Below are 23,869 nucleotides of genomic sequence, written 5' to 3'. Positions count from 1 at the left end.
GGAGCCGCATCCCGATGTCAGAGCCCGAGATCGCCAAGCGCGATGTAGACATTCACACGACCGCGGGAAAACTCGCGGATCTGCAACGCCGCATTGACGAAGCGACGCACGCGGGCTCCGAGCGCGCCGTGGAGAAGCAGCATGCCAAGGGAAAGCTGACGGCCCGTGAGCGGGTCGCGCTGCTCCTGGACGAGGGTTCGTTCGTAGAGATGGACGAGTTCGCCCGGCACCGCTCCACCGCCTTCGGGCTGGAGAAGACCCGGCCGTACGGAGACGGCGTGGTCACCGGCTACGGCACGGTCGACGGCCGCCCGATCGCCGTCTTCTCGCAGGACTTCACGGTCTTCGGCGGCGCGCTGGGCGAGGTCTTCGGCCAGAAGATCATCAAGGTGATGGACTTCGCCCTGAAGACCGGCTGTCCCGTCATCGGCATCAACGACTCCGGCGGCGCCCGTATCCAGGAGGGCGTCATGGCCCTCGGCATGTACGGCGAGATCTTCCGCCGCAACACCCATGCCTCCGGCGTGATCCCGCAGATTTCGCTGGTCGTGGGCCCGTGCGCGGGCGGCGCGGTCTACTCCCCCGCGATCACCGACTTCACGGTGATGGTGGACCAGACCTCGCACATGTTCATCACCGGTCCGGACGTCATCAAGACGGTCACCGGCGAGGACGTGGGCTTCGAGGAGCTGGGCGGAGCCCGCACGCACAACACCACCTCCGGGGTGGCGCACCACATGGCGGGTGACGAGAAGGACGCGATCGAGTACGTCAAGTCGCTGCTGTCCTACCTGCCTTCGAACAACCTCTCCGAGCCGCCGGCCTTCCCTGAGGAGGCGGACCTCGAACTCTCCGACCTCGACCGTGAGCTGGACACGCTCATCCCGGACAGCGCCAACCAGCCGTACGGCATGCACACGGTGCTCGAGCACATCCTGGACGAGGGCGAGTTCCTCGAAACCCAGGCCCTGTTCGCGCCGAACATGGTCACCGGCTTCGGGCGGGTCGAGGGCCACCCGGTGGGCATCGTCGCCAATCAGCCGATGCAGTTCGCCGGCTGCCTGGACATCGACGCCTCGGAGAAGGCGGCACGTTTCGTCCGTACGTGCGACGCGTTCAACGTCCCGGTGCTCACGTTCGTGGACGTCCCCGGCTTCCTGCCCGGCGTGGACCAGGAGTACGGCGGCATCATCCGGCGCGGCGCGAAGCTGATCTACGCGTACGCCGAGGCGACCGTGCCGCTGATCACCGTGATCACGCGCAAGGCGTTCGGCGGCGCGTACGACGTCATGGGCTCCAAGCACCTGGGCGCCGACCTGAACCTGGCCTGGCCGACCGCGCAGATCGCGGTGATGGGCGCGCAGGGTGCGGTGAACATCCTGCACCGGCGGACCATCGCGGCCGCCGAGGATCAGGAGGCCACCCGCGCCGAGCTGATCGCGGACTACGAGGACACCCTGCTCAACCCGTACACGGCGGCCGAGCGCGGCTACGTCGACGCCGTGATCATGCCGTCGGAGACGCGGCGCCACATTGTGCGGGGGCTGCGTCAGCTCCGTACAAAGCGGGAATCCTTGCCTCCGAAGAAGCACGGCAACATTCCGCTCTAGGAAGGGGCGCTCACATGATCAAGGTCGTCAAGGGCAACCCCACCCCGGAGGAGCTGGCCGCCGCCCTGGCGGTGGTCCAGGCGCGCGCCGCGGTGCTGGCAAGTTCGACCGTCGGCGCGCCCCGGATCCCGGACGAGTGGGCGGCCCCGACGCGGGTCGCACGCCGCCGGATGCCGCTGCCGGGCCCCAGGGCCTGGGGCCGTACGTACTGGCCGGAGTAGCGCGCGGGGCGTTCATCTCCGCGTAACCAGGGGGTGTCCGGCCTGATCGGCCGGACACCGCCTAGTCAGTCAGCAGGATGGCGCTTGAGTACCCGTACTCAGGCGCCATCGCCGCTTCCGCAGCAGGATCGATCCATGCTGTGGTCCGACCCGGAGAACGAGCCGCCCAAGGAGATGCGCGACGCGCAGGCCATGCTGCGGCGCATGGGCCTGCTGCTGGCTCTGGCGATGCTGGTGGCGATGCTGGCGGTGGGCCTGCACTGAGCGGACCGCTGCGGGTGGCACCATACGACTGGTACCCTATGTCCATGATAAAGACGACGGTCTATCTCCCCGAGGAACTCGAGACTCGGCTGGATGCCGAGTCTGCGGCCACCGGAGTCAGCAAGGCGGAACTCATCCGCCAAGGGATCGCCCTGCTGCTCGACAACTCCAGCCGGCCCAAGCAGAGTCGACCGCTCCCTGTGTTCAGGAGCGGCCGCCTCATCACGTCCGAGGACATGGACGAGGCCATCTACGAGCACATCAAGGAACGGACCAACCGTCGTTGATCATCGTCGCCGACACTTCGGCCCTCTACGCGGCTTTCGATGCGGAGCACCCGGCACACGAGGGAGCCGCCGGGGTGATGAATCGTGAGGTCCTTGCGATCTCGCCGCTGGTCATCACCGAACTCGATCACCTCGTGCACCGGGACCTCGGCTTCCGTCAGGCACTCGTCGTCATGGAAGCACTGAACGACCGACTGACCGACGGTCAGTACAAGCTGGCCACGCTCCGTCCGACAGACCTCGTCACGGCTCACGAGGTACGGCTGAAGCACGAGGGACTGAAGCTCGATCTGGCCGACGCAGTCGGGGTGGTCCTGGCCGACCGGTACCGGACCAATCAGATCCTTACGCTTGATCAGCGGGACTTCCGGGCCGTCACCCCGCTCACTAAGACTTTCAGAGCCTTCCGAATCCTGCCCGCCGACCTCTGATTCGGCCCGCAGCCGCCCGCTGGCTACCCTTCCCGCATGACTGACGCCCGCCGCCTCGTGCTCGCCTCCGCTTCGCCCGCCCGTCTCAACCTGCTGCGCCAGGCCGGGCTCGCGCCCGAGGTGATCGTCAGCGGTGTGGACGAGGACGCGCTCACCGCAGCCACCCCCGGCGAACTCGCCCGGGTGCTCGCCGAGGCGAAGGCCGCGGTTGTCGCCGCCAGGCCCGAGGCCGCCGGGGCACTGGTGATCGGCTGCGACTCGGTGCTGGAGCTGGACGGAGAGGCGCTGGGCAAGCCGGCCGACGCCGAAGAGGCCACCGCCCGCTGGAAGTCGATGCGCGGGCGGGCCGGCGTACTGCGGACGGGGCACAGCGTGGTCGACACGGCCACCGGCCGCCACGTCTCCGCGACCGCATCCACCACCGTCCGCTTCGGTGAGCCGACGGACGCCGAGATCACCGCCTACGTCGCGAGCGGCGAACCGCTCCATGTCGCGGGCGCGTTCACCCTCGACGGCCGCTCGGCGCCCTTCGTGGAGGGGATCGAGGGCGACCACGGCAACGTCATCGGCCTGTCGCTGCCACTGCTGCGCAGGCTGCTGGGCGAACTGGGCGTGTCGATCACCGACTTGTGGGCCTGAGGCGCCGCGACCTGCCGACCGGTTCGCCCGGGCGACCGGTCAGGCAGAGGCGGGTGCGGCCGGCGGGCCCGGCGGCGGCTGCTCTCCCGGGACCAGCGGGGGCGAGTCCTGGACACGGCTCCCGGCCGCGTCCGGCTTCCCGTACGCCAGCAGTGACAGCACGACCAGGCCCAGCACCACCATCATGAAGGCGAACGCGGGCCAGCCGACCAGACCGACCGTCAGCGCGCCCAGCACCCCGTGCGTGATGGCGCAACTGATCAGCAGCACCCTGCCGAACCGGCCCGGGGCCCGGTCCCGCACCCCGGTGAGGAGCAGGACCAGTCCGCAGCCGGCCAGGAAGAAGCCCATGACCCCGCCGAGCGCCCAGGTGGACGCAGACATGACATCGGAGTCGAGGCCGGCCATCGACATCGACTGACCGTCGACGACCCGGCCGAGGATCCAGTTGACGAAGGCGAGGCCCATGGCCTCGCCGAAGAGAACGATCGCGGCCACGACAGCCACCGGTCTGCGTGCGACCACGCCCCACCCCTCCTACCGTTACTGCCAGTACGTTCGACATCGCGCACGCTACTAACGGGTAAACCTCGGGACAAGGGGTCTGCGCGAGGCAAAGAATCATTCGGCCATTCGTAGGGACTCCACAAAGAATCGTGAGTCGCCGCGGAGCCGCCTGACAGAGACCTTGGCCACACCCGAGGGTTACTGTGCAGTTGGAGAACCCGGCGTACCGTGGTGCGACAAGGGAATTCGCCACTCGAGTGGGCCTCGGATCACACTCCGTGTGGGCAAGCTCACCATTGGGGACGGGTCGAAAGGCCGTGTCGGCAGTCCCTAAACTCAGCTTGTTTCAAGGAGGGAGCCATCGTGCGCAAGGTGCTCATCGCCAACCGAGGCGAAATCGCTGTCCGCGTTGCCCGGGCCTGCCGGGACGCCGGGATCGCGAGCGTAGCCGTCTACGCCGATCCGGACCGGGACGCATTGCACGTCCGCGCGGCCGACGAGGCGTTCGCGCTGGGCGGTGACACCCCGGCTGCCAGCTATCTGGACATGGCCAAGGTGTTGCAGGCCGCGAAGGACTCGGGTGCGGACGCCATCCACCCCGGCTACGGATTCCTCTCCGAGAACGCCGACTTCGCCCAGGCGGTGCTGGATGCCGGTCTGACCTGGATCGGCCCGCCGCCGCAGGCGATCCGCGACCTCGGCGACAAGGTCGCCGCCCGTCACATCGCCCAGCGCGCCGGCGCGCCGCTGGTCGCCGGCACCCCCGACCCGGTCTCCGGCGCGGAAGAGGTCGTCGCGTTCGCCAAGGAGCACGGGCTGCCGATCGCCATCAAGGCCGCGTTCGGCGGTGGCGGCCGCGGTCTGAAGGTCGCCCGTACCCTCGAAGAGGTACCGGAGCTGTACGACTCCGCCGTCCGCGAGGCCGTCGCCGCGTTCGGCCGCGGTGAATGCTTCGTCGAGCGCTACCTCGACAAGCCCCGCCACGTCGAGACCCAGTGCCTGGCCGACTCCCACGGCAACGTCGTCGTCGTCTCCACGCGTGACTGCTCCCTGCAGCGCCGCCACCAGAAGCTGGTGGAGGAAGCCCCCGCGCCGTTCCTGTCGGACGCGCAGAACGCCGAGCTGTACGCGGCGTCCAAGGCCATCCTGAAGGAGGCCGGCTACGTCGGCGCCGGCACGGTGGAGTTCCTCGTCGGCACCGACGGCACCATCTCCTTCCTGGAGGTCAACACCCGCCTCCAGGTCGAACACCCGGTCACCGAAGAGGTCACCGGCATCGACCTGGTACGGGAGATGTTCCGCATCGCCGAGGGCGAAGCACTCGGCTACGGCGACCCCGAACTGCGCGGCCACTCCATCGAGTTCCGCATCAACGGCGAAGACCCCGGCCGGGGCTTCCTCCCCGCCCCCGGCACCGTCACCGTCTTCGCCCCGCCCACCGGCCCCGGTGTCCGCCTCGACGCCGGCGTGGAGTCCGGCTCGGTCATCGGCCCCGCCTGGGACTCCCTGCTCGCCAAGCTGATCGTCACCGGCGCCACCCGCGAGCAGGCCCTGCAGCGCGCCGCCCGTGCGCTGGCCGAGTTCACCGTCGAGGGCATGGCCACCGCCATCCCCTTCCACCGCGCCGTCGTCACCGACCCGGCGTTCACTTCCGACCCGTTCACGGTCCACACCCGCTGGATCGAGACCGAGTTCGTCAACGACATCCCCGCCTTCACCGCACCCGCGGACGTCGACACCGACGAGGAGCCCGGCCGCGAGACCGTCGTCGTCGAAGTCGGCGGCAAGCGCCTGGAAGTCTCCCTGCCCTCCTCGCTCGGCATGACACTGGCCCGCACCGCCGCCGCCGGCGGCGCCAAGCCCAAGCGCCGAGTGGCCAAGAAAGCCGGCTCCGCCGCCTCCGGCGACACCCTCGCCTCCCCCATGCAGGGCACCATCGTCAAAATCGCGGTCGAAGAAGGCCAAGAGGTCAACGAAGGCGACCTCGTCGTCGTACTCGAAGCCATGAAGATGGAACAGCCGCTCAACGCACACCGCTCCGGCACCATCAAGGGCCTGTCCGCCGAGGTGGGCGCGTCCGTCACCTCCGGTGCGACGATCTGCGAAATCAAGGACTGACGGCTCGCAGCCGTACGTGCTGCAGGTCAGGTGAAGGCCCCGCCCGGTTCCGTTCCGGGCGGGGTCTTCCGTCGTACGGGCGTACAGGCGTACGGGCCTGCCGGTGGCATCCTGAAAGCACGACGCGGCACGACACGAAGCGGCGCGGCAGGAAGGGCGGCGGCGGCGATGACGACCGGCACCACCCCAGCACGGCCGATGCGCGCCGACGCGCGCCGCAACTACGCGCGGCTGCTCAAGGAGGCCCGCGCGGCCTTCGCGGAGCACGGCACGGATGCCTCGCTGGAGCATGTCGCGCGCCGCGCGGGCGTGGGAATCGGCACCCTGTACCGGCACTTCCCGAACCGGCACGCCCTGATGAGCGCGGTCTTCGAGGACGCGGTGAGCGCTCTGCTCGCGCGCTCGCGCGAGCTGCTGGAGGACCCCGAGCCGTGCTGGGCGCTGGTGGAGTGGCTGCGCGCCATCATCACCCATGCGGGTGAGTACCGGGGGCTGGCCAGGGCGCTCATGTCGGCCTCGAACGACGACAGTTCGGCCCTGTCGTCGTGCAGCGTGCCGATGCGCGAGGCGGGCCGCCAACTCCTCGCACGAGCCCAGGAGTCGGGGTCCGTACGGCCCGATGTGTCGATCGCGGACCTGATGCAGCTCACGAACGCGATCGCGCTGGCGGTCGAGGAGACCCCGGCCGACCCGGACCTGGCCGACCGTCTGCTCACGCTCACCCTCAAGGGCCTGCGGCCGGACACCCGCTAGGGGGTGGCCATCCGCTAGCGGCGGCGGAGGTCCGCCACCCGTGCGCGTTCCCGTTCCCCCGGCGGCTGCTCCGCCAGTGCGGCGGCGCTGCGCAACTGCGGGCCCGCTCCCGCCACGTGGCTGCGGCGCTGGCCCGGCAGCGGCATGTCCGGGCGGGGGCGGCGGCCCGTCGGGACGTTGTCACTGCCCGCGCCCGCCCCGCCCGAGCCCGCGACCGCGATCTGCACCCCTTGATCGGCAAGGGCCTGCAGTTCGGTGGCCGCACGTTCGTCGTGGGCCGGGGGCTCGTCGGTGACCAGCCGGGTGATCACATCCGTGGGCACCGTCTGGAACATGGTGTCGGTGCCGAGCTTGGTGTGGTCCGCGAGGACCACGACCTCCGCCGCCGCCTGCACCAGTGCCCGGTCGACGCTGGCCGACAGCATGTTGGAGGTGGACAGCCCGCGCTCGGCGGTCAGTCCGCTCCCGGAGAGGAAGGCGCGGGAGACCCGCAGCCCCTGGAGGGACTGCTCGGCTCCGCTGCCCACGAGTGCGTAGTTGGAGCCGCGAAGGGTGCCGCCGGTCATCACGACCTCGACCCGGTTGGCGTGCGCCAACGCCTGCGCCACCAGCAGTGAGTTGGTGACCACGGTCAGACCCGGCACCCGCGCGAGCCGGCGGGCCAGCTCCTGCGTGGTGGTCCCCGCGCCGACGACGACGGCCTCGCCCTCTTCGACGAGGCCGGCCGCGAGATCGGCGATGGCCGTCTTCTCCGCGGTTGCGAGATGGGACTTTTGCGGAAAGCCGGACTCCCGCGTGAAGCCGCCCGGCAGTACCGCACCGCCATGCCGGCGGTCGAGGAGTCCTTCGGCCTCAAGTGCCCGCACGTCCCGCCGGACGGTCACTTCGGAGGTCTGGACGACGCGGGCGAGCTCGCGGAGCGATACAGCCCCGTTGGCTCGCACCATTTCGAGGATCAATTGGCGACGTTCTGCAGCGAACACGAAACTGACAGTAACCCCAACGACCGTCTGCTTTCAGCAGTTTGCGCCGAATAACAGAAGATGTTCGCAGACAAGGCCGACAAGTGGTATACGCGGCGTACGCCGGGCGACTATGCCGTACGCCCACGCTCGCGGCCGGACAGCCCTACGCCTCGCCCGCCGCCTTGCGGGTGTGCAACTGCCGCGCCACCTCGGCGATCGAGCCCGAGAGGGACGGGTACACCGTGAACGCGTTGGCGATCTGTTCGACCGTCAGGTTGTTGTCGACCGCGATCGAGATGGGGTGGATCAGTTCACTCGCACGCGGGGAGACGACCACGCCGCCCACCACGATGCCGGTGCCGGGCCGGCAGAAGAGCTTCACGAAGCCGTCCCGGATGCCCTGCATCTTGGCCCGCGGGTTGCGCAGCAGCGGCAGCTTCACCACCCGGGCTTCGATCTTGCCCGCGTCCACGTCGGCCTGGCTGTAACCGACGGTGGCAATCTCGGGGTCGGTGAAGACGTTCGACGAGACGGTCTTGAGGTTGAGCGGCGCGACCGTGTCGCCGAGGAAGTGGTACATCGCGATCCGCCCCTGCATGGCCGCGACCGACGCGAGCGCGAAGATCCCGGTGACGTCACCGGCCGCGTACACACCGGGGGCGGATGTACGCGAGACCCGGTCGGTCCAGATGTGGCCCGAGTCCTTCAGCCGGACCCCGGCCTCCTCCAGGCCCATGCCGGCCGAGTTGGGGATCGCGCCGACGGCCATCAGGCAGTGCGTGCCGGAGATGACCCGGCCGTCGGAGAGCGTGACCTCGACCCGGTCGCCCACGCGCTTGGCGGACTCGGCGCGGGAGCGGGACATGACGTTCATGCCGCGGCGGCGGAAGACGTCCTCCAGGACGGCGGCGGCGTCCGGGTCCTCACCGGGCAGCACCCGGTCGCGCGACGAGACGAGCGTGACGCGCGAGCCCAGCGCCTGGTAGGCGCCCGCGAACTCGGCTCCGGTGACACCGGAGCCGACCACGATGAGCTCCTCGGGGAGCTCGGTGAGGTCGTACACCTGGGTCCAGTTCAGGATCCGCTCGCCGTCCGGCAGCGCGTCGGGGATCTCACGCGGGTGCCCCCCGGTCGCGATCAGTACGGCGTCTGCGGTGAGCCGCTGCTCGCTCCCGTCGGCGGCGGTCACGACGACCGTGCGCGAGCCGTCCATGGCCTGGCGGCCGTCGAGCCGGCCGCGGCCGCGCATGACGCGGGCGCCGGACCGGGTCACCGAGGCGGTGATGTCGTGGGACTGGGCGAGCGCGAGGCGCTTCACCCGGCGGTTGACCTTGCCCAGGTCGACGCCGACGACGCGGGCGGCCTGTTCGATGTGCGGCGTGTCGTCGGCGACGATGATCCCCAACTCCTCGTACGAAGAGTCGAAGGTCGTCATCACCTCTGCCGTCGCGATAAGAGTCTTCGACGGTACGCAGTCGGTGAGCACCGACGCCCCGCCCAGACCGTCACAGTCGACGACGGTCACCTCCGCGCCGAGCTGGGCGCCCACCAGGGCCGCCTCGTATCCGCCGGGTCCGCCACCGATGATCACGATCCGAGTCACGTGCTCCATTGTCCCGCACCTTTCCCACGCGCTTCGCCCCGGGTACCCCGGTCGGGGCCGGACAGGCCGCACTGGCCCTGGGGGGCTCGTGCGGCGGGGCCGCAAATGCCACTGTCGTACCCTCGTCACCATGTCGCTCTACGCCGGGTACGCCGGCAACCTCGACGCGCGGCTGATGACGCGCCGCGCCCCGCACTCCCCGCTGCGCGGCACCGGGTGGCTCAACGGCTGGCGGCTGACCTTCGGCGGGGAGCAGATGGGCTGGGAGGGCGCGCTCGCCACCATCGTGGAGGCGCCGCGCTCGCAGGTCTTCGTGGCGCTTTACGACATCGCCCCGATGGACGAGGACTCCATGGACCGCTGGGAGGGTGTCGGCCTCGACATCTACCGCCGGATGCGGGTCCGCGTCCACACCCTGGACGGCGAGGAGGCCGCCTGGGTGTACGTGCTCAACGGGTACGAGGGCGGGCTGCCGTCCGCGCGCTACCTGGGCGAGATCGCGGACGCGGCGGAGTCGGCGGGCGCGCCGCACGACTACGTCATGGAGCTGCGCAAGCGCCCCTGCTGACGGCTGTGGAGCCGGAGCGGTCGGATCACTTCGTCGGAAACGACAACACAACGATCGCAAGACCGTGAGCTGTGCCATCTACGCGCGTAGGCATTGCTCAGCTACCCTCGTCGGCGTGAACGCATCTGTTATTCCGGACAACATCCAGGGCGACCCGCACGCCGCCGCCGACGCTGCCGCCGCGCGTCTGCGCGAGCTCACCGGCGCCGAGACCCACGACGTCGCCCTCGTGATGGGCTCCGGCTGGGCGCCCGCCTCCGACGCGCTCGGCGCGCCCGAGGCCGAGTTCCCCGTCACCGAGCTGCCCGGCTTCCCGCCGCCGGCCGTCGAAGGCCACGGCGGCAAGATCCGCTCGTACCGGATCGGCGACAAGCGCGCGCTGCTCTTCCTGGGCCGTACGCACTACTACGAGGGCCGCGGCGTCGCCGCCGTCGCCCACGGGGTCCGCACCGCCGTGGCCGCCGGCTGCAAGACCGTCGTGCTCACCAACGGCTGCGGCGGACTGCGCCCGGGCATGCGCCCCGGCCAGCCGGTCCTGATCAGTGACCACATCAACCTGACGGGCACCTCGCCGATCGTGGGCGCGAACTTCGTGGACCTGACCGACCTGTACTCGCCGCGGCTGCGCGCGCTGTGCAAGGAGGTCGACGCGACGCTCGAAGAGGGCGTGTACGTGCAGTTCCCCGGCCCGCATTACGAGACCCCGGCCGAGATCAACATGGTCCGCGTGATGGGCGGCGACCTGGTCGGCATGTCCACCGTCCTGGAGGCCATCGCGGCCCGCGAGGCGGGCGCCGAGGTCCTCGGCATCTCCCTGGTCACCAATCTGGCTGCGGGCCTGTCGGGTGAGCCGCTGAACCACGAAGAGGTCCTGCAGGCGGGCCGCGACTCGGCCGCCCGGATGGGCGCGCTGCTGACGCAGGTACTGGGCAAGCTCTGAGCGGGTACGGGCACAGGCCCTGAGCCGGTACGGGCACGTGCTGCCGGTACGGGCGACCCCGTCGCCGGAGGCGGGCGAATCGTGACACACCCGAGAGGCGGAACACCGTGCAGGACGACCTGATCGCGCGGGCCAGGACCTGGCTGGCCGAGGACCCGGACGAGGAGACCCGCGAGGAGCTCGCCAAGCTCATCGACTCGCAGGAGCTCGCGGGGCTCGCCGAGCGCTTCGCCGGCACCCTCCAGTTCGGTACGGCCGGACTGCGCGGCGAGCTGGGGGCCGGGCCCATGCGGATGAACCGGTCCGTCGTCATCCGGGCGGCGGCCGGGCTCGCGGCGTACCTGAAGAAGCAGGGGTCGACCGACGGCCTCGTCGTCATCGGCTACGACGCGCGGCACAAGTCGGCGGACTTCGCCCGGGACACCGCCGCCGTGATGACCGGGGCCGGGCTGCGCGCGGCCCTGCTGCCGCGGCCGCTGCCGACGCCCGTCCTCGCGTACGCCATAAGGCACCTGGGCGCCGTCGCCGGAGTCGAGGTCACCGCCAGCCACAACCCGCCGCGCGACAACGGCTACAAGGTCTACCTCGGTGACGGCTCGCAGATCGTGCCGCCCTCGGACGCGGAGATCGCCGCCGAGATCGCGGCGGTCGCCGCACTGGCCGGCGTACCGCGTCCGGAGAACGGCTGGGACGTTCTCGGGGACGAGGTCCTGGATGCCTATCTGGCGCGTACGGACGCCGTACTGACCAACGGGTCGCCCCGCAGCGCGCGGGTCGTCTACACGGCCATGCACGGCGTCGGCAAGGACGTCCTGACGGCCGCCTTCGACCGGGCGGGATTCCCCGCGCCGGTTCTGGTCGCCGAGCAGGCCGAGCCGGACCCGGACTTCCCGACGGTCGCGTTCCCCAACCCGGAGGAGCCGGGCGCGATGGACCTGGCCTTCGCGACCGCGCGCCGCGCCGGTCCCGACCTCGTCATCGCCAACGACCCGGACGCGGACCGCTGCGCCGTCGCGGTGCCCGACGAGGCGGTCGAGGGCGGCTGGCGGATGCTGCGGGGCGACGAGGTGGGCGCGCTGCTCGCCGAACACCTGGTGCACAAGGGCGTGTCGGGCAAGGACAGCACCTTCGCCGAGTCGATCGTGTCGTCCTCGCTGCTCGGCCGGATCGCCGAGGCGGCCGGGGTCGCGTACGAGGAGACGCTGACCGGCTTCAAGTGGATCGCCCGCGTGGAGGGTCTGCGGTACGGCTACGAGGAGGCGCTCGGCTACTGCGTCGACCCCGAGGGCGTCCGCGACAAGGACGGCATCACGGCCGCGCTGCTCGTCGCCGAGCTGGCCTCGGAACTGAAGGAGCAGGGCCGTACGCTGACGGATCTGCTGGACGACCTGGCGATGGAGCACGGGCTGCACGCCACCGACCAGCTCTCCGTCCGTGTCCAGGACCTGTCGCTGATCGCCGACGCGATGCGCCGGCTGCGCGAGCGGCCGCCGGCCATGCTGGCCGGGCTGCGGGTCGCCTCGGCCGAGGACCTGACCCAGGGGACCGCGACGCTGCCGCCCACGGACGGCCTGCGGTACTACCTGGACGGTGAGTTCGACGCGCGGGTGATCGTCCGCCCGAGCGGCACCGAGCCGAAGCTGAAGTGCTACCTGGAGGTCGTGGTTCCGGTCGCCGAGGCGGGCGACCTGGAGCCGGCTCGCGCACGGGCCGCGGAGGTCCTGGCCGGGATCAAGGCGGACCTGTCGGCGGCGGCCGGCATCTGAGCGGCTTGTACGTGAAGTGGGCCCCCAGGACCGACCGGTCCTGGGGGCCCACTGCACGTTCGGACTGCACGTTCGGATGAATTCAGTACGGCAGTTGACGCAGCGGCGCCCACCCTTTCCCGATCATCCGAGAAAGGGTGTCCCGGTATCCCACGCCGAGACGAGCGTCCCCGCCGAGTTCCGCCGAGTCCGCCGAGTCCAGGAGCTGCCTCAGTGCCCCCGACCGCTTCCCGGGTGTCCCGCCAAGCACCGGCCCGCGACCGCCGTACCCTCGTCCCCGCCTCCAGAAGACGCCCGGCCCAGCCACGGGCGACAACCTCCGCCCGGACCAGGAACCGGGCGCTGCGGTCACTGCGCAGGGCGGGGCCCGCGCTGGCCGGCTATGTCACGGTCCGGCTGCTCGGAGTGCTCGTCGTCGCCAAGTGGGCCCACCTCAAACACCACGGCCTCTGGACGACGCTCGCCACGTCCTGGGACTCCGACTGGTACCTCGGCATCGCCGAGCACGGCTATACCGACTCGCTCGGCACCGAGTACAACGCCAACAACCTGGCCTTCTTCCCGCTCTACCCCGCTCTGGTGAAGGCCGTCGCCGCAGTCACCCCGGGCTCGCGGGCCACGATCGGGCTGCTGGTCGCCATCGGCTGCTCGCTGCTCGCCGCGTGGGGCGTCTTCGCGGTCGGCGAGCGGCTGTACGGCCGCCGGGCCGGCACCGTGCTCGTGGTGCTGTGGGGCTCGATGCCCGTCGCGCTCGTCCAGTGGATGGGCTACACCGAGTCGTTGTTCACCGCGCTGGCCGCCTGGTCCCTGTACGCGGTGCTGACCGGCCGCTGGCTGTGGGCCGGCACGCTCGCCGCGCTGGCGGGACTGACCCGGCCGACCGGGATCGCGGTCGCGGCGGCGGTGTCGGTGACGGCGGCGGTGGTGGTGTGGCGCCGGTGGCGCACCGAGCGCACGGTCCCGTCCACGATCCTGGCCGGCGGGCTGCTCGCTCCGCTGGGCTGGCTCGGCTACGTCGTCTGGGTGGGCCTGCGGGTCGGCCGCTGGGACGGCTACTTCGCCGTACAGAAGCTGTGGTTCAACGAGTGGGACGGCGGCGCGGACACCTTGCGCGCGATGCGGCGGCACCTCGCGTACGAGTCGATGCCGCAGCTGTTCCTGGTGGTCGTCACGGTGGTGCTGATCGCCTCCGCCGGGCTGTTCCTGCTGTCCCTGGCCGACCGCCAGCCGCTGCCGCTGCTGGTCTTCACGGGCGTGCTGCTGGTGATCGTCCTCGGCAGCGGCGGCGTCTACTTCCCGCGCGCCCGCTTCCTGCTGCCGGGCTTCCCCCTGCTGCTGCCGCTGGCCCTGGGCGTCGCCCGCGCCCGCGGCCACGTCGCGCTGGTGGTACTGGGGGCTGCGGCCCTGTCGTCGGTGTACTTCGGGGGCTACATGGCCCTGGTCTGGCCGAGCGCCCCGTAGGCCGGTCTCTCGACGATCTCAGCCGGTGGCCAGCAGAACCGCGAGTACGACCGCCCCGGCCACGCTCGGCGCGATGATTTCGTACGCCCAGCGCACCGACGGGGTGCCCTGGGCCGTCGGGCGGGCGGCGCAGCGCTCGGCGAGTCCGTTCAGCTCCTCCACGGTCCGGTCCGCCAGGGCCCTGCGCGCTGCCGAGTCGGAGACGTCGGCCGTCGCGGTCGTCCTGCCGTACGGGTCGTCGCCCGCGGCCCGGGCCTGGCTCCGGGCGGCCCGCTTGCGCTCGCGCAGCGAGACGGGCACCGACCACAGCTGGTACTTCTTCCCGGCCGCGAGCACCTCGCTGGAGTAGGTCGCCCGGATCGCGTCGACCGAGGCCCACGGCAGCGTGATGGTCCGGAACGGGTTACGGATGCGGAGCCGGTCCTCGCTCGCGAAGACGGCCGGCCGCACGGTGAAGGCCACGACGAGCGGAACGGCGAACAGCAGCCCGGCGAGCGCCAGCCAAGGGGTGCGGCCCTCGCCGCGGATCAGGGCGGCGCCGCCGAGCCAGGCGGCGAGCGCGAGCAGCAGGACGCCTCCGGCGAGGGACGCGGGAGAGCGGTAGACGCGGTCGGCGTAGGCCGGCGCCGGTTCTTCGGGCTGCTGGGGGCTCGGGCTCGTCATGAGCCCGATTCTGCCTCACGCGCCGGAGCCGGCCACCAGGTCCGCGTACACGATGATGTTGTCCGGCCGGTGGCCGTCCCTGAGTTCTCCGCCGCACGTGATGAGCCGCAGCTCGGGCCGGTCGGTGTCGATCGGTCCGCGGCGTGCCACAGGCGCGTGACAGAGCGCAGGCACGCAGTAACCGGAATGGCTAGTTCACAACGATTTCGGCCCGGGGGGTGACAGGCCGCTACGCGCGTAGATATGCTCATCTGGTGACCATGCCCACCACAGTTCCCGCAATCGCTGACGTGACCGCGTCCGACAGCGCGCTGCGCCGCTTCCTGCACGGGCTGCCCGGCGTAGACGCCGTCGGCCTCGAAGCGCGCGCCGCGTCCCTCGGCACCCGCTCGATCAAGACCACGGCGAAGGCGTACGCCATCGACCTGGCCATCTCAATGATCGACCTGACCACGCTCGAAGGCGCGGACACCCCGGGCAAGGTCCGGGCGCTCTGCGCCAAGGGCGCCAATCCCGACCCGACCGACCGTACGACCCCGCGCACGGCCGCCATCTGCGTCTATCCGGACATGGTGGCCACCGCCAAGGAGGCCCTGGCCGGGACGGGCATCAAGGTCGCCTCGGTCGCCACCGCCTTCCCGGCCGGCCGCGCGGCCCTGCCGGTGAAGCTCGCGGACACCCGCGACGCCGTCGCCGCCGGAGCCGACGAGATCGACATGGTCATCGACCGTGGCGCCTTCCTGGCCGGCCGCTACCTGGAGACATTCGAGCTGATCCAGGCCGTCAAGGCAGAGTGCCTGCGTGCTGGGGGCACCTCCCGGCCGGAGGCTGGGGGAGGGAGCGCCGCACGGCTCAAGGTGATCTTCGAGACCGGCGAGCTGTCGACGTACGACAACATCCGCCGCGCCTCCTGGATCGGCATGCTGGCGGGCGCCGACTTCATCAAGACCTCGACCGGCAAGGTCGGCGTCAACGCCACTCCGGCGAACACCCTGCTGATGCTGGAGGCCGTCCGCGACTTCCGGGCGCAGACTGGAATCCAGGTGGGTGTGAAGCCGGCCGGCGGCATCCGGACCACCAAGGACGCGATCAAGTTCCTGGTCCTGGTCAACGAGACCGCGGGCGAGGACTGGCTCAGCAACGAGTGGTTCCGCTTCGGCGCCTCCAGCCTGCTCAACGACCTGCTGATGCAGCGCCAGAAGCTGAGCACCGGCCGTTACTCCGGTCCCGACTACGTGACGGTGGACTGATCACCATGGCATCTGTATTCGAATACGCACCGGCTCCCGAGTCGCGGTCGGTCGTCGACATCGCGCCCTCCTACGGGCTCTTCATCGACGGCGAGTTCACCGAGGCGGCCGACGGCAGGGTCTTCAAGACCGTCTCCCCCTCAAGCGAGGAAGTCCTCTCCGAGGTCGCCCAGGCGGGCGCCGCGGACGTGGACAGGGCCGTGAAGGCGGCACGCAAGGCGTTCGAGAAGTGGTCGGCGCTGCCGGGTTCGGAGCGCGGCAAGTACCTGTTCCGTATCGCGCGGATCATCCAGGAGCGCTCGCGCGAGCTGGCCGTCCTGGAGACCCTCGACAACGGCAAGCCGATCAAGGAGACCCGCGACGCGGACCTCCCGCTGGTCGCGGCGCACTTCTTCTACTACGCGGGCTGGGCCGACAAGCTCGACCACGCCGGGTACGGACCGAACCCGCGGCCGCTGGGCGTCGCCGGCCAGGTCATCCCGTGGAACTTCCCGCTGCTGATGCTGGCGTGGAAGATCGCCCCGGCGCTGGCCACCGGCAACACCGTCGTACTGAAGCCGGCCGAGACGACTCCGCTCTCCGCCCTCTTCTTCGCGGACATCTGCCGCCAGGCCGGTCTGCCCAAGGGCGTCGTCAACATCCTCACCGGGTACGGCGACGCGGGCGCGGCACTCGTCGAGCACCCGGACGTCAACAAGGTCGCCTTCACCGGCTCGACCGCGGTAGGCAAGGCCATCGCCCGCCAGATCGCCGGTACCGACAAGAAGGTCACCCTCGAACTGGGCGGCAAGGGCGCGAACATCGTCTTCGACGACGCTCCCATCGACCAGGCCGTCGAGGGCATCGTCGGCGGCATCTTCTTCAACCAGGGCCAGGTCTGCTGCGCGGGCTCCCGCCTCCTGGTGCAGGAGTCGATCCAGGACGAGCTGCTGGACTCGCTCAAGCGCCGGCTGTCCACGCTGCGCCTCGGCGACCCGCTGGACAAGAACACCGACATCGGCGCGATCAACTCCGCCGAGCAGCTGGCCCGGATCACCGAACTCACCGCGACCGGCGAGGCGGAGGGCGCCGAGCGCTGGTCCGCGCCCTGCGAGCTGCCGTCCTCCGGCTACTGGTTCGCGCCGACGCTCTTCACGAATGTCACCCAGGCGCACACGATCGCGCGTGACGAGATCTTCGGCCCGGTGCTGTCGGTGCTGACCTTCCGTACGCCCGACGAGGCCGTCGCCAAGGCCAACAACAGCCAGTACGGCCTGTCCGCCGGCATCTGGACGGAGAAGGGCTCGCGCATCCTGGCGGTCGCGGGCAAGCTCCGGGCGGGCGTCGTCTGGGCCAACACGTTCAACAAGTTCGACCCGACCTCGCCGTTCGGCGGCTACAAGGAGTCGGGCTTCGGCCGCGAAGGCGGCCGCCACGGTCTGGAGGCCTACCTCGATGTCTGATGGGCGACTGAGCGTCTTCAAGACCTACAAGCTGTACGTCGGGGGCAAGTTCCCCCGGAGCGAGAGCGGCCGGGTGTACGAGGTGACGGACTCCAAGGGCAACTGGCTGGCCAACGCGCCGCTCTCGTCCCGCAAGGACGCGCGCGACGCGGTCGTGGCGGCCCGCAAGGCGTTCGGCGGCTGGTCGGGCGCGACCGCGTACAACCGCGGTCAGATCCTCTACCGCATCGCGGAGATGCTGGAGGGCCGCCGGGACCAGTTCGTGCGCGAGGTCGCCGAGGCGGAGGGCCTTTCGAAGCCGAAAGCGGCCGCGCTCGTCGACGCGGCGATCGACCGCTGGGTCTGGTACGCGGGCTGGACCGACAAGATCGGCCAGGTCGCCGGCGGGGCGAACCCGGTCGCGGGCCCGTACTTCAACCTCTCCACCCCCGAACCTACGGGCGTCGTGACGATCCTCGCCCCGCAGGAGTCGTCCTTCCTCGGCCTGGTTTCGGTGATCGCCCCGGTGATCGCCACCGGCAACACGGCGGTCGTCATCGCCTCCGAGAACTCTCCGCTCCCGGCCCTCTCGCTGGGCGAGGTGCTGGCGACCTCCGACCTGCCGGGCGGCGTCGTCAACGTCCTCTCGGGCCGTACCTCGGAGATCGCGGCCCCGCTGGCCGCGCATCAGGATGTGAACGCGCTCGACCTCGCTGGTGCGGACGAGGTACTGACCAAGGAGCTGGAGATCGCCGCCGCGGACAACCTGAAGCGCGTGCTGCGTCCACAGCCTGTGGACTGGTCGGCCGACCCGGGCACGCACCGCCTGACGGCCTTCCTGGAGACGAAGACGGTCTGGCACCCGACGGGCTCGCTGGGCGCGTCCGGCTCGGCGTATTGAGCGAAAGCCCCCGTCGCAACCGCGCGGCGGGGGCTTCTGCATACCCGCACTCAGAGCGGCAGCATCCCCGAGGCGGCGCCCACCACCGGGAGGTCCTTGAGAGCGGCGCCGGCCGCCAGCGGTCCGGTGGCCATTTCCGTGCTGACCGGCTTGAAGTCCGCGACCTGTGGGGCCACCGCGTTGTCGAGCGGGTCAACCCCCGTCTTGGCCAGCGGGTTGAGCTGGAGGCTCTTGAGCTGCCCGACACCGGTCACCGAGTTCGTGACTACGCCGGTAAGGGCCTGGGCCTGCGCACCGTCGAGCGTGTCGACGCCCAGGGGTGCCGCCGGCGCCGCGTGGGCGACCTCGCCCGCGCCGAGGGCTGCGGCCACCGCCGCGACGGTCAGCCCCGCGCGCAGGGCGAGCCGCCGGGACTGGGGAGCGGGAGCTGTGTGACGTGCCATGGGATTCCTGCCTGACTGGGTAATCGTACGGGCACGCAGCGTAGTTGAGGTGTGATGCTCAATACCAACGTCCGCCCCGAGGGGTCCCCTTCACGGGTCAATGCCTCACACTGGTGTCCCGTGAACTCCTCCCCTCTTCCCACCCGCGTAGTGCTGCTCGCGGGTCCCTCCGGATCCGGAAAGTCGTCGCTGGCCGCCCGCTCGGGCCTGCCCGTGCTGCGCCTGGACGACTTCTACAAGGAGGGCGACGACCCCACCCTTCCGCAGGTCGCGGGCAGCCCGGACATCGACTGGGACTCGCCGCTGTCGTGGGACGCGGACGCCGCCGTCGCGGCGGTGGAGGAGCTGTGCCGTACGGGACGTACGACCGTCCCCGTCTACGACATCGCCACCAGCGCGCGGGTGAACCGGGAGGCGCTCGACATCGCGCGCACGCCCCTGTTCATCGCGGAGGGGATCTTCGCCGCGGACATCGTGGAGCGCTGCCAGGAGCTCGGCGTGCTCGCGGACGCGATCTGTCTGCGCGGCCGGCCAACCACCACGTTCCGCCGGCGGCTGCTGCGCGACCTGCGCGAGGGCCGCAAGTCCGTACCGTTCCTGCTGCGCCGCGGCTGGCGGCTGATGCGCGCGGAGCGCGGCATCGTGGAGCGCCACGCATCGCTCGGCGCCCACCCGTGTGCCAAGGACGAGGCCCTGGGCCGCCTGGCAGCCGCGGCAGCGGGCCGCCGCGTCAAGGCACGCAGCACGGCGTAGAGCGAAGCGGCACTGCGCGTGGCGCCGCACTTCGGTGTGGAAGCCGCGCCTCGACGCACAACGGCACCGCAGACGCAGAGCCGCGCCTCGGCGTAGAGCCTTCGCGGCACAGCCGGGCTGGGGCGCTGAGCCGCGCCGCGGTTGCACAGCCGCGCTGCCATTTGGCCGCACCGCGCGTAGGTGCCGCGCCGGGTTGGGCATGCGCGAGAGCGGGACCCGGTGGCCCCCCCGGCCGCCTGGTCCCGCTCTCTCCCCCGTGCCCCCGTGCTTCCTGCCCCTCCCCCAAGAGGCAGGACCCCCGTTCCCTCAGGCCACCAGCTCGCCGAAGGACTCCTCCTCGTCACGGCCGAAGCTGAGGACCTCGTCCTCGCGCAGCCGGCGGAGCGACCGCCAGATGCTCGACTTCACCGTGCCGACACTGATGTCCAGGATCTCCGCGATCTCCGGGTCCGTACGGCCCTCGTAGTAGCGGAGAACCAGCATTGTGCGCTGCAGTTCCGGAAGCCGGGCGAGCGCCTGCCAGAGCACGGCGCGCAGCTCGGTGCCGCGCATCGCGTCGGTGTCGCCCGCCGTCTCCGGCAGTTCCTCGGTCGGGTACTCGTTGAGCTTGCGCCGGCGCCACGCGCTGATGTGCAGGTTCGTCATCGTGCGGCGCAGATAGCCGCCGACCGCGGCCTTGTCACTGATCCGGTCCCATGCCCGGTACGTCGAGAACAGCGCGCTCTGGAGCAGGTCCTCCGCCTCGAACCGGTCGCCGGTCAGGTGGTAGGCGGTCGCGTACAGGGAGGCACGACGTTCCCGTACGTAGGCGGTGAACTCCGCCTCGGACAGGGACTGCCGCTCCCCCTCGGCCTCCCGGTACGCGTCCCCGCTTCCCCCGTTCCCCCCGGCAACCGCCGCGGGCCCCACAGGTGCGTCAATGGCGACCATGAAGGCCTGCCGCTGACGCCCGATGCCGCGAGCGCACCCCCGCCCGCTCACGGCACCGGACTTCTCGGCGCTCCGTGTGCCGCCGTGGAGCCGCGTGACAACTGCGCTGGTGGTGGTTCCTTGCAGCGTGTTCATCTCGCGCCCCCCGTCGTGGAGTCTGCTTCGGTCCGTGTGCCAAAAAGCTTGCCCGGGCAGTTTCATGGCGCTGTCCGCCGACTGTCACAGGCGCGTCACAGGGGCTCCGGCGCGACGGGCGAGGCGCCCGGTGGTCGTCACGGGCCGTTCTGCTCCGGGTACGGAGCGAGGGGAGCGGTCCGACTTGTCGAACTCCCCCGCCCCCATGGGACAGAATGACCTCCGTGCCTTTCCTGTTGCTGATCGAGGACGACGACGCCATCCGCACGGCCCTCGAACTCTCCCTGTCCCGCCAGGGCCACCGTGTGGCCACCGCGGCGACGGGCGAGGACGGCCTGAAGCTGCTGCGCGAGCAGCGGCCGGACCTGATCGTGCTGGATGTGATGCTGCCCGGGATCGACGGTTTCGAGGTGTGCCGGCGCATCAGGCGCACGGACCAGCTGCCGATCATCCTGCTGACCGCGCGCAACGACGACATCGACGTGGTGGTCGGACTTGAGTCCGGCGCGGACGACTACGTGGTCAAGCCGGTACAGGGACGAGTCCTCGACGCCAGGATCCGTGCCGTGCTCAGGCGCGGTGAGCGCGAGGCCAGTGACTCGGCCAGCTTCGGTTCCCTCGTGATCGACCGCTCGGCGATGACCGTCACCAAGAACGGCGAGGACCTGCAACTCACGCCGACCGAGCTGCGGCTGCTGCTGGAGCTCAGCCGCAGGCCCGGACAGGCGCTGTCGCGGCAGCAGTTGCTCCGGCTGGTGTGGGAGCACGACTACCTGGGCGACTCACGTCTGGTGGACGCGTGCGTCCAGCGGCTGCGGGCGAAGGTCGAGGACATTCCGTCGTCCCCGACGCTGATCCGTACGGTGCGTGGCGTGGGGTACCGGCTGGACTCGCCATCGTGAGCGACGCACGCGCGGCCGCCGGGCTGCAGACAGCAGCGATGGCCGCACCTCTGCGCCGCGCGGGCGACCGTGACACCAGCAGCTGCCGCGGCGGGGCGAACGGGAAGATGGTGTGAAGAAAGCGATACACGCCGGTCTGCGCTGGACCAGCCTGCGGCTCCGTCTCGTCGTCGTCTTCGCCCTCGTGGCGCTCACCGCCGCGGTCTCCGCGTCCGGGATCGCGTACTGGCTCAACCGCGAAGCGGTCCTGACCCGTACCCAGGACGCCGCGCTGGGCGACTTCAAGCAGGAGATGCAGAACCGCGCCGCCGCGCTGCCGCAGGATCCGACGCCGGAGGAGCTCAAGCGGACCGCCGAGCTGATGGCGAACAGCAGCCCCGGCTACAGCGTGCTGCTGGTGGACGAGCAGGCCGGCGGGCGGACCGTGATCGGCTCCTCCGACCTGGATTCGTTCACCCTGGAGAACGTGCCGACGTCCCTTCAGGAAGCGGTGAACGACCGGCAGAAGGTCACCGCGGCCAATGATGTCGAGTACCACGTGTACTGGCAGCGGACGAAGCCGAAGGGCAACCCGTACCTGGTCGGCGGGACGCGGATCATCGGCGGCGGGCCGACCGGCTACATGCTCAAGTCCCTGGCCCAGGAGCGCGACGACCTCAACTCGCTCGCCTGGTCCCTCGGGATCGCCACCGCGCTCGCGCTGCTGGGTTCGGCGCTGCTGGCGCAGGCCGCCGCCACGACCGTACTGAAGCCGGTGCAGCGGCTCGGTGACGCGGCCCGGCGGCTCGGGGAGGGGAAGCTGGACACCCGGCTGCACGTGTCCGGGACGGACGAACTCGCCGATCTCTCCCGTACGTTCAACCGGACCGCGGAAGCGCTGGAGAAGAAGGTCGCGGACATGAGCGCGCGGGAGGAGTCCAGCCGCCGCTTCGTCGCCGACATGTCGCACGAGCTGCGCACTCCGCTCACCGCGCTCACCGCCGTGGCGGAGGTGCTGGAGGAGGAGGTCGAGGACCTCGACCCGATGATCGCCCCCGCGGTGACTCTGGTGGTGAGCGAGACCCGTCGGCTGAACGACCTGGTGGAGAACCTGATGGAGGTCACCCGCTTTGACGCGGGTACGGCCCGGCTGGTCCTCGACGACGTCGACGTCGCCGACCAGGTGACCGCCTGCATCGACGCGCGCGCGTGGCTGGACGCGGTCGAACTGGACGCGGAGCGCGGGATCGTGGCGCGGCTCGATCCGCGCCGGCTCGACGTGATCCTGGCGAACCTGATCGGCAACGCGCTCAAGCACGGCGGCTCGCCGGTCCGGGTGTCGGTACGGACGGTGGACGCGGAGCTGGTCATCGAGGTGCAGGACCACGGTCCGGGTATCCCGGAGGACGTCCTGCCGCACGTGTTCGACCGCTTCTACAAGGCGAGCGCGTCGCGGCCGCGGTCCGAGGGCAGCGGGCTCGGCCTGTCGATCGCGATGGAGAACGCGCACATCCACGGGGGCGACATCACAGCGGCGAACTCGCCGGAGGGCGGCGCGGTGTTCGTCCTGCGGCTGCCGATGGACGCGTCGGGTCTGACCGGGGAAGGCGGTGTGCGATGAGGACACGGCTGGGGCTGGCGTGCCTTCTGCTGCTGGTCGGCAGCGGGATCACCGGCTGCGGGATCCGGGCCACGTCGGTACCCGTCGACGCCGGGCCCGCTCCCTCGCGGGTGTCCTGCGACAGCCCGCCGGAGGACGGCGGGGCGCAGCCCTCGGACGGTGTCCGGGTGGAAGTGCAGCTGGTCTGCGGATCACAGCTGGTGGCGGTGAAGCGGGTGGTACCGCTCGCGGAGAACAAGCCCGGCAGTACGTCGGCGACGGTCGCGCAGGAGCTCCTCGGCGAGCTGGAGCGGGTGCCGTCATCGGCGGAGCGGGATGCGGGGTTCTCGACGGAGGTACCGGAGACGCTGACGGTAGCCGCGGGCCGCCGGCCCGGCGACCCGAAGGAGACGCTGCGGCTCAGCCGCCGCCCCGAGGACCTGCCGCCGCTGGCCCTGGCGCAGATCGTGTGCACCCTGGCGGGCAGCGAGGCGATCGCCGCGGACGGACCGGTGGTGCTGGGCGGCCCGGACGAGGACCCGCCACGGGAGTGGGAGTGCACGGAATCCCTCCGCGCCCGCCCGGAGGCGGTCCCAACCCTGGGCGAAGTAGTCCGCCCCACCCCCTCCTGACCCCACCCGCCAGCCCCACGCCGCGAACCCGCCCCTGCCGCTCCGCCGCGCGCCACCCGCTGCGGCGGACTCCGTCCGCCAGACGCGGCGCACATCACGAGGACTATCCGCCGACGGCGGCGCCGAT

General features: G+C 70.9%; 25 protein-coding genes and 1 pseudogene. 19 read left to right on the top strand and 7 right to left on the bottom strand.

The features are described from left to right. Positions 1-14: 14 nt before the first annotated feature. The 6 genes from NLX86_RS12950 to NLX86_RS12930 all read left to right on the top strand — a co-directional run bounded on the left by NLX86_RS12950 (position 15) and on the right by NLX86_RS12930 (position 3,452). On the top strand, positions 15-1,610 hold the full coding sequence (locus NLX86_RS12950; protein WP_254371799.1) for an acyl-CoA carboxylase subunit beta: 1,596 nt from the start codon (positions 15-17) through the stop codon (positions 1,608-1,610). 14 nt (positions 1,611-1,624) lie between these two features. After that, positions 1,625-1,831, top strand: a complete 207-nt coding sequence (locus tag NLX86_RS12945) for an acyl-CoA carboxylase epsilon subunit (protein ID WP_254371798.1) — start codon at positions 1,625-1,627, stop codon at positions 1,829-1,831. 135 nt (positions 1,832-1,966) lie between these two features. Continuing rightward, complete coding sequence (mmpB, locus tag NLX86_RS34425) at positions 1,967-2,095, top strand: morphogenic membrane protein MmpB (protein WP_302061281.1); 129 nt, start codon at positions 1,967-1,969, stop codon at positions 2,093-2,095. A 44-nt stretch (positions 2,096-2,139) separates the two neighbouring features. Further along, a complete protein-coding gene (locus NLX86_RS12940; RefSeq protein WP_254371797.1) occupies positions 2,140-2,382 on the top strand; it encodes a ribbon-helix-helix domain-containing protein in 243 nt (80 codons plus the stop codon). Further along, on the top strand, positions 2,379-2,813 hold the full coding sequence (locus tag NLX86_RS12935) for a PIN domain-containing protein (RefSeq protein WP_254371796.1): 435 nt from the start codon (positions 2,379-2,381) through the stop codon (positions 2,811-2,813). The genes NLX86_RS12940 and NLX86_RS12935 overlap by 4 nt, the downstream gene beginning before the upstream one ends. Before the next feature lie 36 nt (positions 2,814-2,849). Further along, positions 2,850-3,452, top strand: a complete 603-nt coding sequence (locus NLX86_RS12930; RefSeq protein ID WP_254371795.1) for a nucleoside triphosphate pyrophosphatase — start codon at positions 2,850-2,852, stop codon at positions 3,450-3,452. Between the two features lie 39 nt (positions 3,453-3,491). Here the strand turns inward: NLX86_RS12930 and NLX86_RS12925 are convergent, their stop codons facing one another. Continuing rightward, positions 3,492-3,920 carry a hypothetical protein gene (locus NLX86_RS12925; RefSeq protein ID WP_254371891.1) on the bottom strand — a complete coding sequence of 143 codons (429 nt, stop codon included), beginning with the start codon at positions 3,918-3,920 and terminating at the stop codon, positions 3,492-3,494. A gap of 402 nt (positions 3,921-4,322) precedes the next feature. Here NLX86_RS12925 and NLX86_RS12920 point away from each other — a divergent pair, with 402 nt between their 5' ends. Continuing rightward, positions 4,323-6,077: a biotin carboxylase N-terminal domain-containing protein gene (locus NLX86_RS12920; RefSeq protein WP_254371794.1), complete on the top strand. Its 1,755-nt coding sequence runs from the start codon at positions 4,323-4,325 to the stop codon at positions 6,075-6,077. 168 nt (positions 6,078-6,245) lie between these two features. Then, positions 6,246-6,830: a TetR/AcrR family transcriptional regulator gene (locus NLX86_RS12915; RefSeq protein ID WP_254371793.1), complete on the top strand. Its 585-nt coding sequence runs from the start codon at positions 6,246-6,248 to the stop codon at positions 6,828-6,830. Between the two features lie 14 nt (positions 6,831-6,844). On the opposite strand, the gene NLX86_RS12910 is transcribed toward NLX86_RS12915, so the two are convergent. Next, positions 6,845-7,813 carry a DeoR/GlpR family DNA-binding transcription regulator gene (locus NLX86_RS12910; RefSeq protein WP_308409588.1) on the bottom strand — a complete coding sequence of 323 codons (969 nt, stop codon included), beginning with the start codon at positions 7,811-7,813 and terminating at the stop codon, positions 6,845-6,847. A gap of 145 nt (positions 7,814-7,958) precedes the next feature. Then, positions 7,959-9,398 (bottom strand): NAD(P)H-quinone dehydrogenase, encoded by a 1,440-nt coding sequence (locus tag NLX86_RS12905; protein ID WP_254371889.1) that lies wholly within the window; start codon positions 9,396-9,398, stop codon positions 7,959-7,961. A 130-nt stretch (positions 9,399-9,528) separates the two neighbouring features. Here NLX86_RS12905 and NLX86_RS12900 point away from each other — a divergent pair, with 130 nt between their 5' ends. From NLX86_RS12900 to NLX86_RS12885, 4 genes are all read left to right on the top strand, one after another. Next, complete coding sequence (locus NLX86_RS12900) at positions 9,529-9,966, top strand: gamma-glutamylcyclotransferase (RefSeq protein WP_254371792.1); 438 nt, start codon at positions 9,529-9,531, stop codon at positions 9,964-9,966. A gap of 115 nt (positions 9,967-10,081) precedes the next feature. Further along, the gene (locus NLX86_RS12895; protein ID WP_254371791.1) at positions 10,082-10,906 is read left to right on the top strand and encodes a purine-nucleoside phosphorylase; all 825 of its coding nucleotides are present in this window, start codon (positions 10,082-10,084) and stop codon (positions 10,904-10,906) included. Positions 10,907-11,013: 107 nt separating this feature from the next. Then, complete coding sequence (locus NLX86_RS12890) at positions 11,014-12,672, top strand: phospho-sugar mutase (protein WP_254371790.1); 1,659 nt, start codon at positions 11,014-11,016, stop codon at positions 12,670-12,672. A gap of 213 nt (positions 12,673-12,885) precedes the next feature. Then, positions 12,886-14,133, top strand: a complete 1,248-nt coding sequence (locus NLX86_RS12885) for a hypothetical protein (RefSeq protein ID WP_374213873.1) — start codon at positions 12,886-12,888, stop codon at positions 14,131-14,133. A gap of 18 nt (positions 14,134-14,151) precedes the next feature. On the opposite strand, the gene NLX86_RS12880 is transcribed toward NLX86_RS12885, so the two are convergent. Together NLX86_RS12880 and NLX86_RS12875 are read right to left on the bottom strand one after the other, a co-directional pair. Continuing rightward, complete coding sequence (locus NLX86_RS12880) at positions 14,152-14,796, bottom strand: PH domain-containing protein (RefSeq protein ID WP_254371789.1); 645 nt, start codon at positions 14,794-14,796, stop codon at positions 14,152-14,154. Positions 14,797-14,811: 15 nt separating this feature from the next. Further along, positions 14,812-14,925, bottom strand: a pseudogene (locus tag NLX86_RS12875) (class F sortase); the annotation flags it as partial. A gap of 131 nt (positions 14,926-15,056) precedes the next feature. Between NLX86_RS12875 and deoC the strand changes: the two are divergent. From deoC to NLX86_RS12860, 3 genes are read left to right on the top strand one after another with little or no spacing between them, the layout of a single operon-like run. Continuing rightward, positions 15,057-16,046: a deoxyribose-phosphate aldolase gene (gene deoC, locus NLX86_RS12870; protein WP_254371887.1), complete on the top strand. Its 990-nt coding sequence runs from the start codon at positions 15,057-15,059 to the stop codon at positions 16,044-16,046. A 5-nt stretch (positions 16,047-16,051) separates the two neighbouring features. Beyond that, positions 16,052-17,488 carry an aldehyde dehydrogenase family protein gene (locus tag NLX86_RS12865; RefSeq protein ID WP_254371788.1) on the top strand — a complete coding sequence of 479 codons (1,437 nt, stop codon included), beginning with the start codon at positions 16,052-16,054 and terminating at the stop codon, positions 17,486-17,488. Further along, complete coding sequence (locus tag NLX86_RS12860) at positions 17,481-18,368, top strand: aldehyde dehydrogenase family protein (RefSeq protein ID WP_254371787.1); 888 nt, start codon at positions 17,481-17,483, stop codon at positions 18,366-18,368. Before NLX86_RS12865 ends, NLX86_RS12860 begins: the two co-directional genes overlap by 8 nt. A gap of 50 nt (positions 18,369-18,418) precedes the next feature. Here NLX86_RS12860 and NLX86_RS12855 read toward each other — a convergent pair whose 3' ends face one another. Beyond that, positions 18,419-18,811 carry a hypothetical protein gene (locus NLX86_RS12855; RefSeq protein WP_254371786.1) on the bottom strand — a complete coding sequence of 131 codons (393 nt, stop codon included), beginning with the start codon at positions 18,809-18,811 and terminating at the stop codon, positions 18,419-18,421. 54 nt (positions 18,812-18,865) lie between these two features. Here NLX86_RS12855 and NLX86_RS12850 point away from each other — a divergent pair, with 54 nt between their 5' ends. Continuing rightward, the gene (locus NLX86_RS12850) at positions 18,866-19,564 is read left to right on the top strand and encodes a uridine kinase (protein ID WP_254371785.1); all 699 of its coding nucleotides are present in this window, start codon (positions 18,866-18,868) and stop codon (positions 19,562-19,564) included. A gap of 306 nt (positions 19,565-19,870) precedes the next feature. Here the strand turns inward: NLX86_RS12850 and NLX86_RS12845 are convergent, their stop codons facing one another. Continuing rightward, the gene (locus NLX86_RS12845; RefSeq protein ID WP_254371784.1) at positions 19,871-20,629 is read right to left on the bottom strand and encodes a SigE family RNA polymerase sigma factor; all 759 of its coding nucleotides are present in this window, start codon (positions 20,627-20,629) and stop codon (positions 19,871-19,873) included. A 224-nt stretch (positions 20,630-20,853) separates the two neighbouring features. On the opposite strand from NLX86_RS12845, the gene afsQ1 reads away from it, so the two are divergent. The 3 genes from afsQ1 to NLX86_RS12830 all read left to right on the top strand — a co-directional run bounded on the left by afsQ1 (position 20,854) and on the right by NLX86_RS12830 (position 23,742). Further along, a complete protein-coding gene (afsQ1, locus tag NLX86_RS12840) occupies positions 20,854-21,531 on the top strand; it encodes a two-component system response regulator AfsQ1 (RefSeq protein ID WP_254371783.1) in 678 nt (225 codons plus the stop codon). 112 nt (positions 21,532-21,643) lie between these two features. After that, positions 21,644-23,131 (top strand): HAMP domain-containing sensor histidine kinase, encoded by a 1,488-nt coding sequence (locus NLX86_RS12835; RefSeq protein ID WP_254371782.1) that lies wholly within the window; start codon positions 21,644-21,646, stop codon positions 23,129-23,131. Next, on the top strand, positions 23,128-23,742 hold the full coding sequence (locus NLX86_RS12830; protein WP_254371781.1) for a hypothetical protein: 615 nt from the start codon (positions 23,128-23,130) through the stop codon (positions 23,740-23,742). Before NLX86_RS12835 ends, NLX86_RS12830 begins: the two co-directional genes overlap by 4 nt. The last annotated feature ends 127 nt before the right edge of the window (positions 23,743-23,869 follow it).

The sequence above is a fragment of the Streptomyces sp. A3M-1-3 genome, assembly GCF_024213665.1.
In the GTDB taxonomy this organism is placed as follows: Bacteria; Actinomycetota; Actinomycetes; order Streptomycetales; family Streptomycetaceae; genus Streptomyces.
This window is presented reverse-complemented; position numbering and strand designations above follow the sequence as displayed.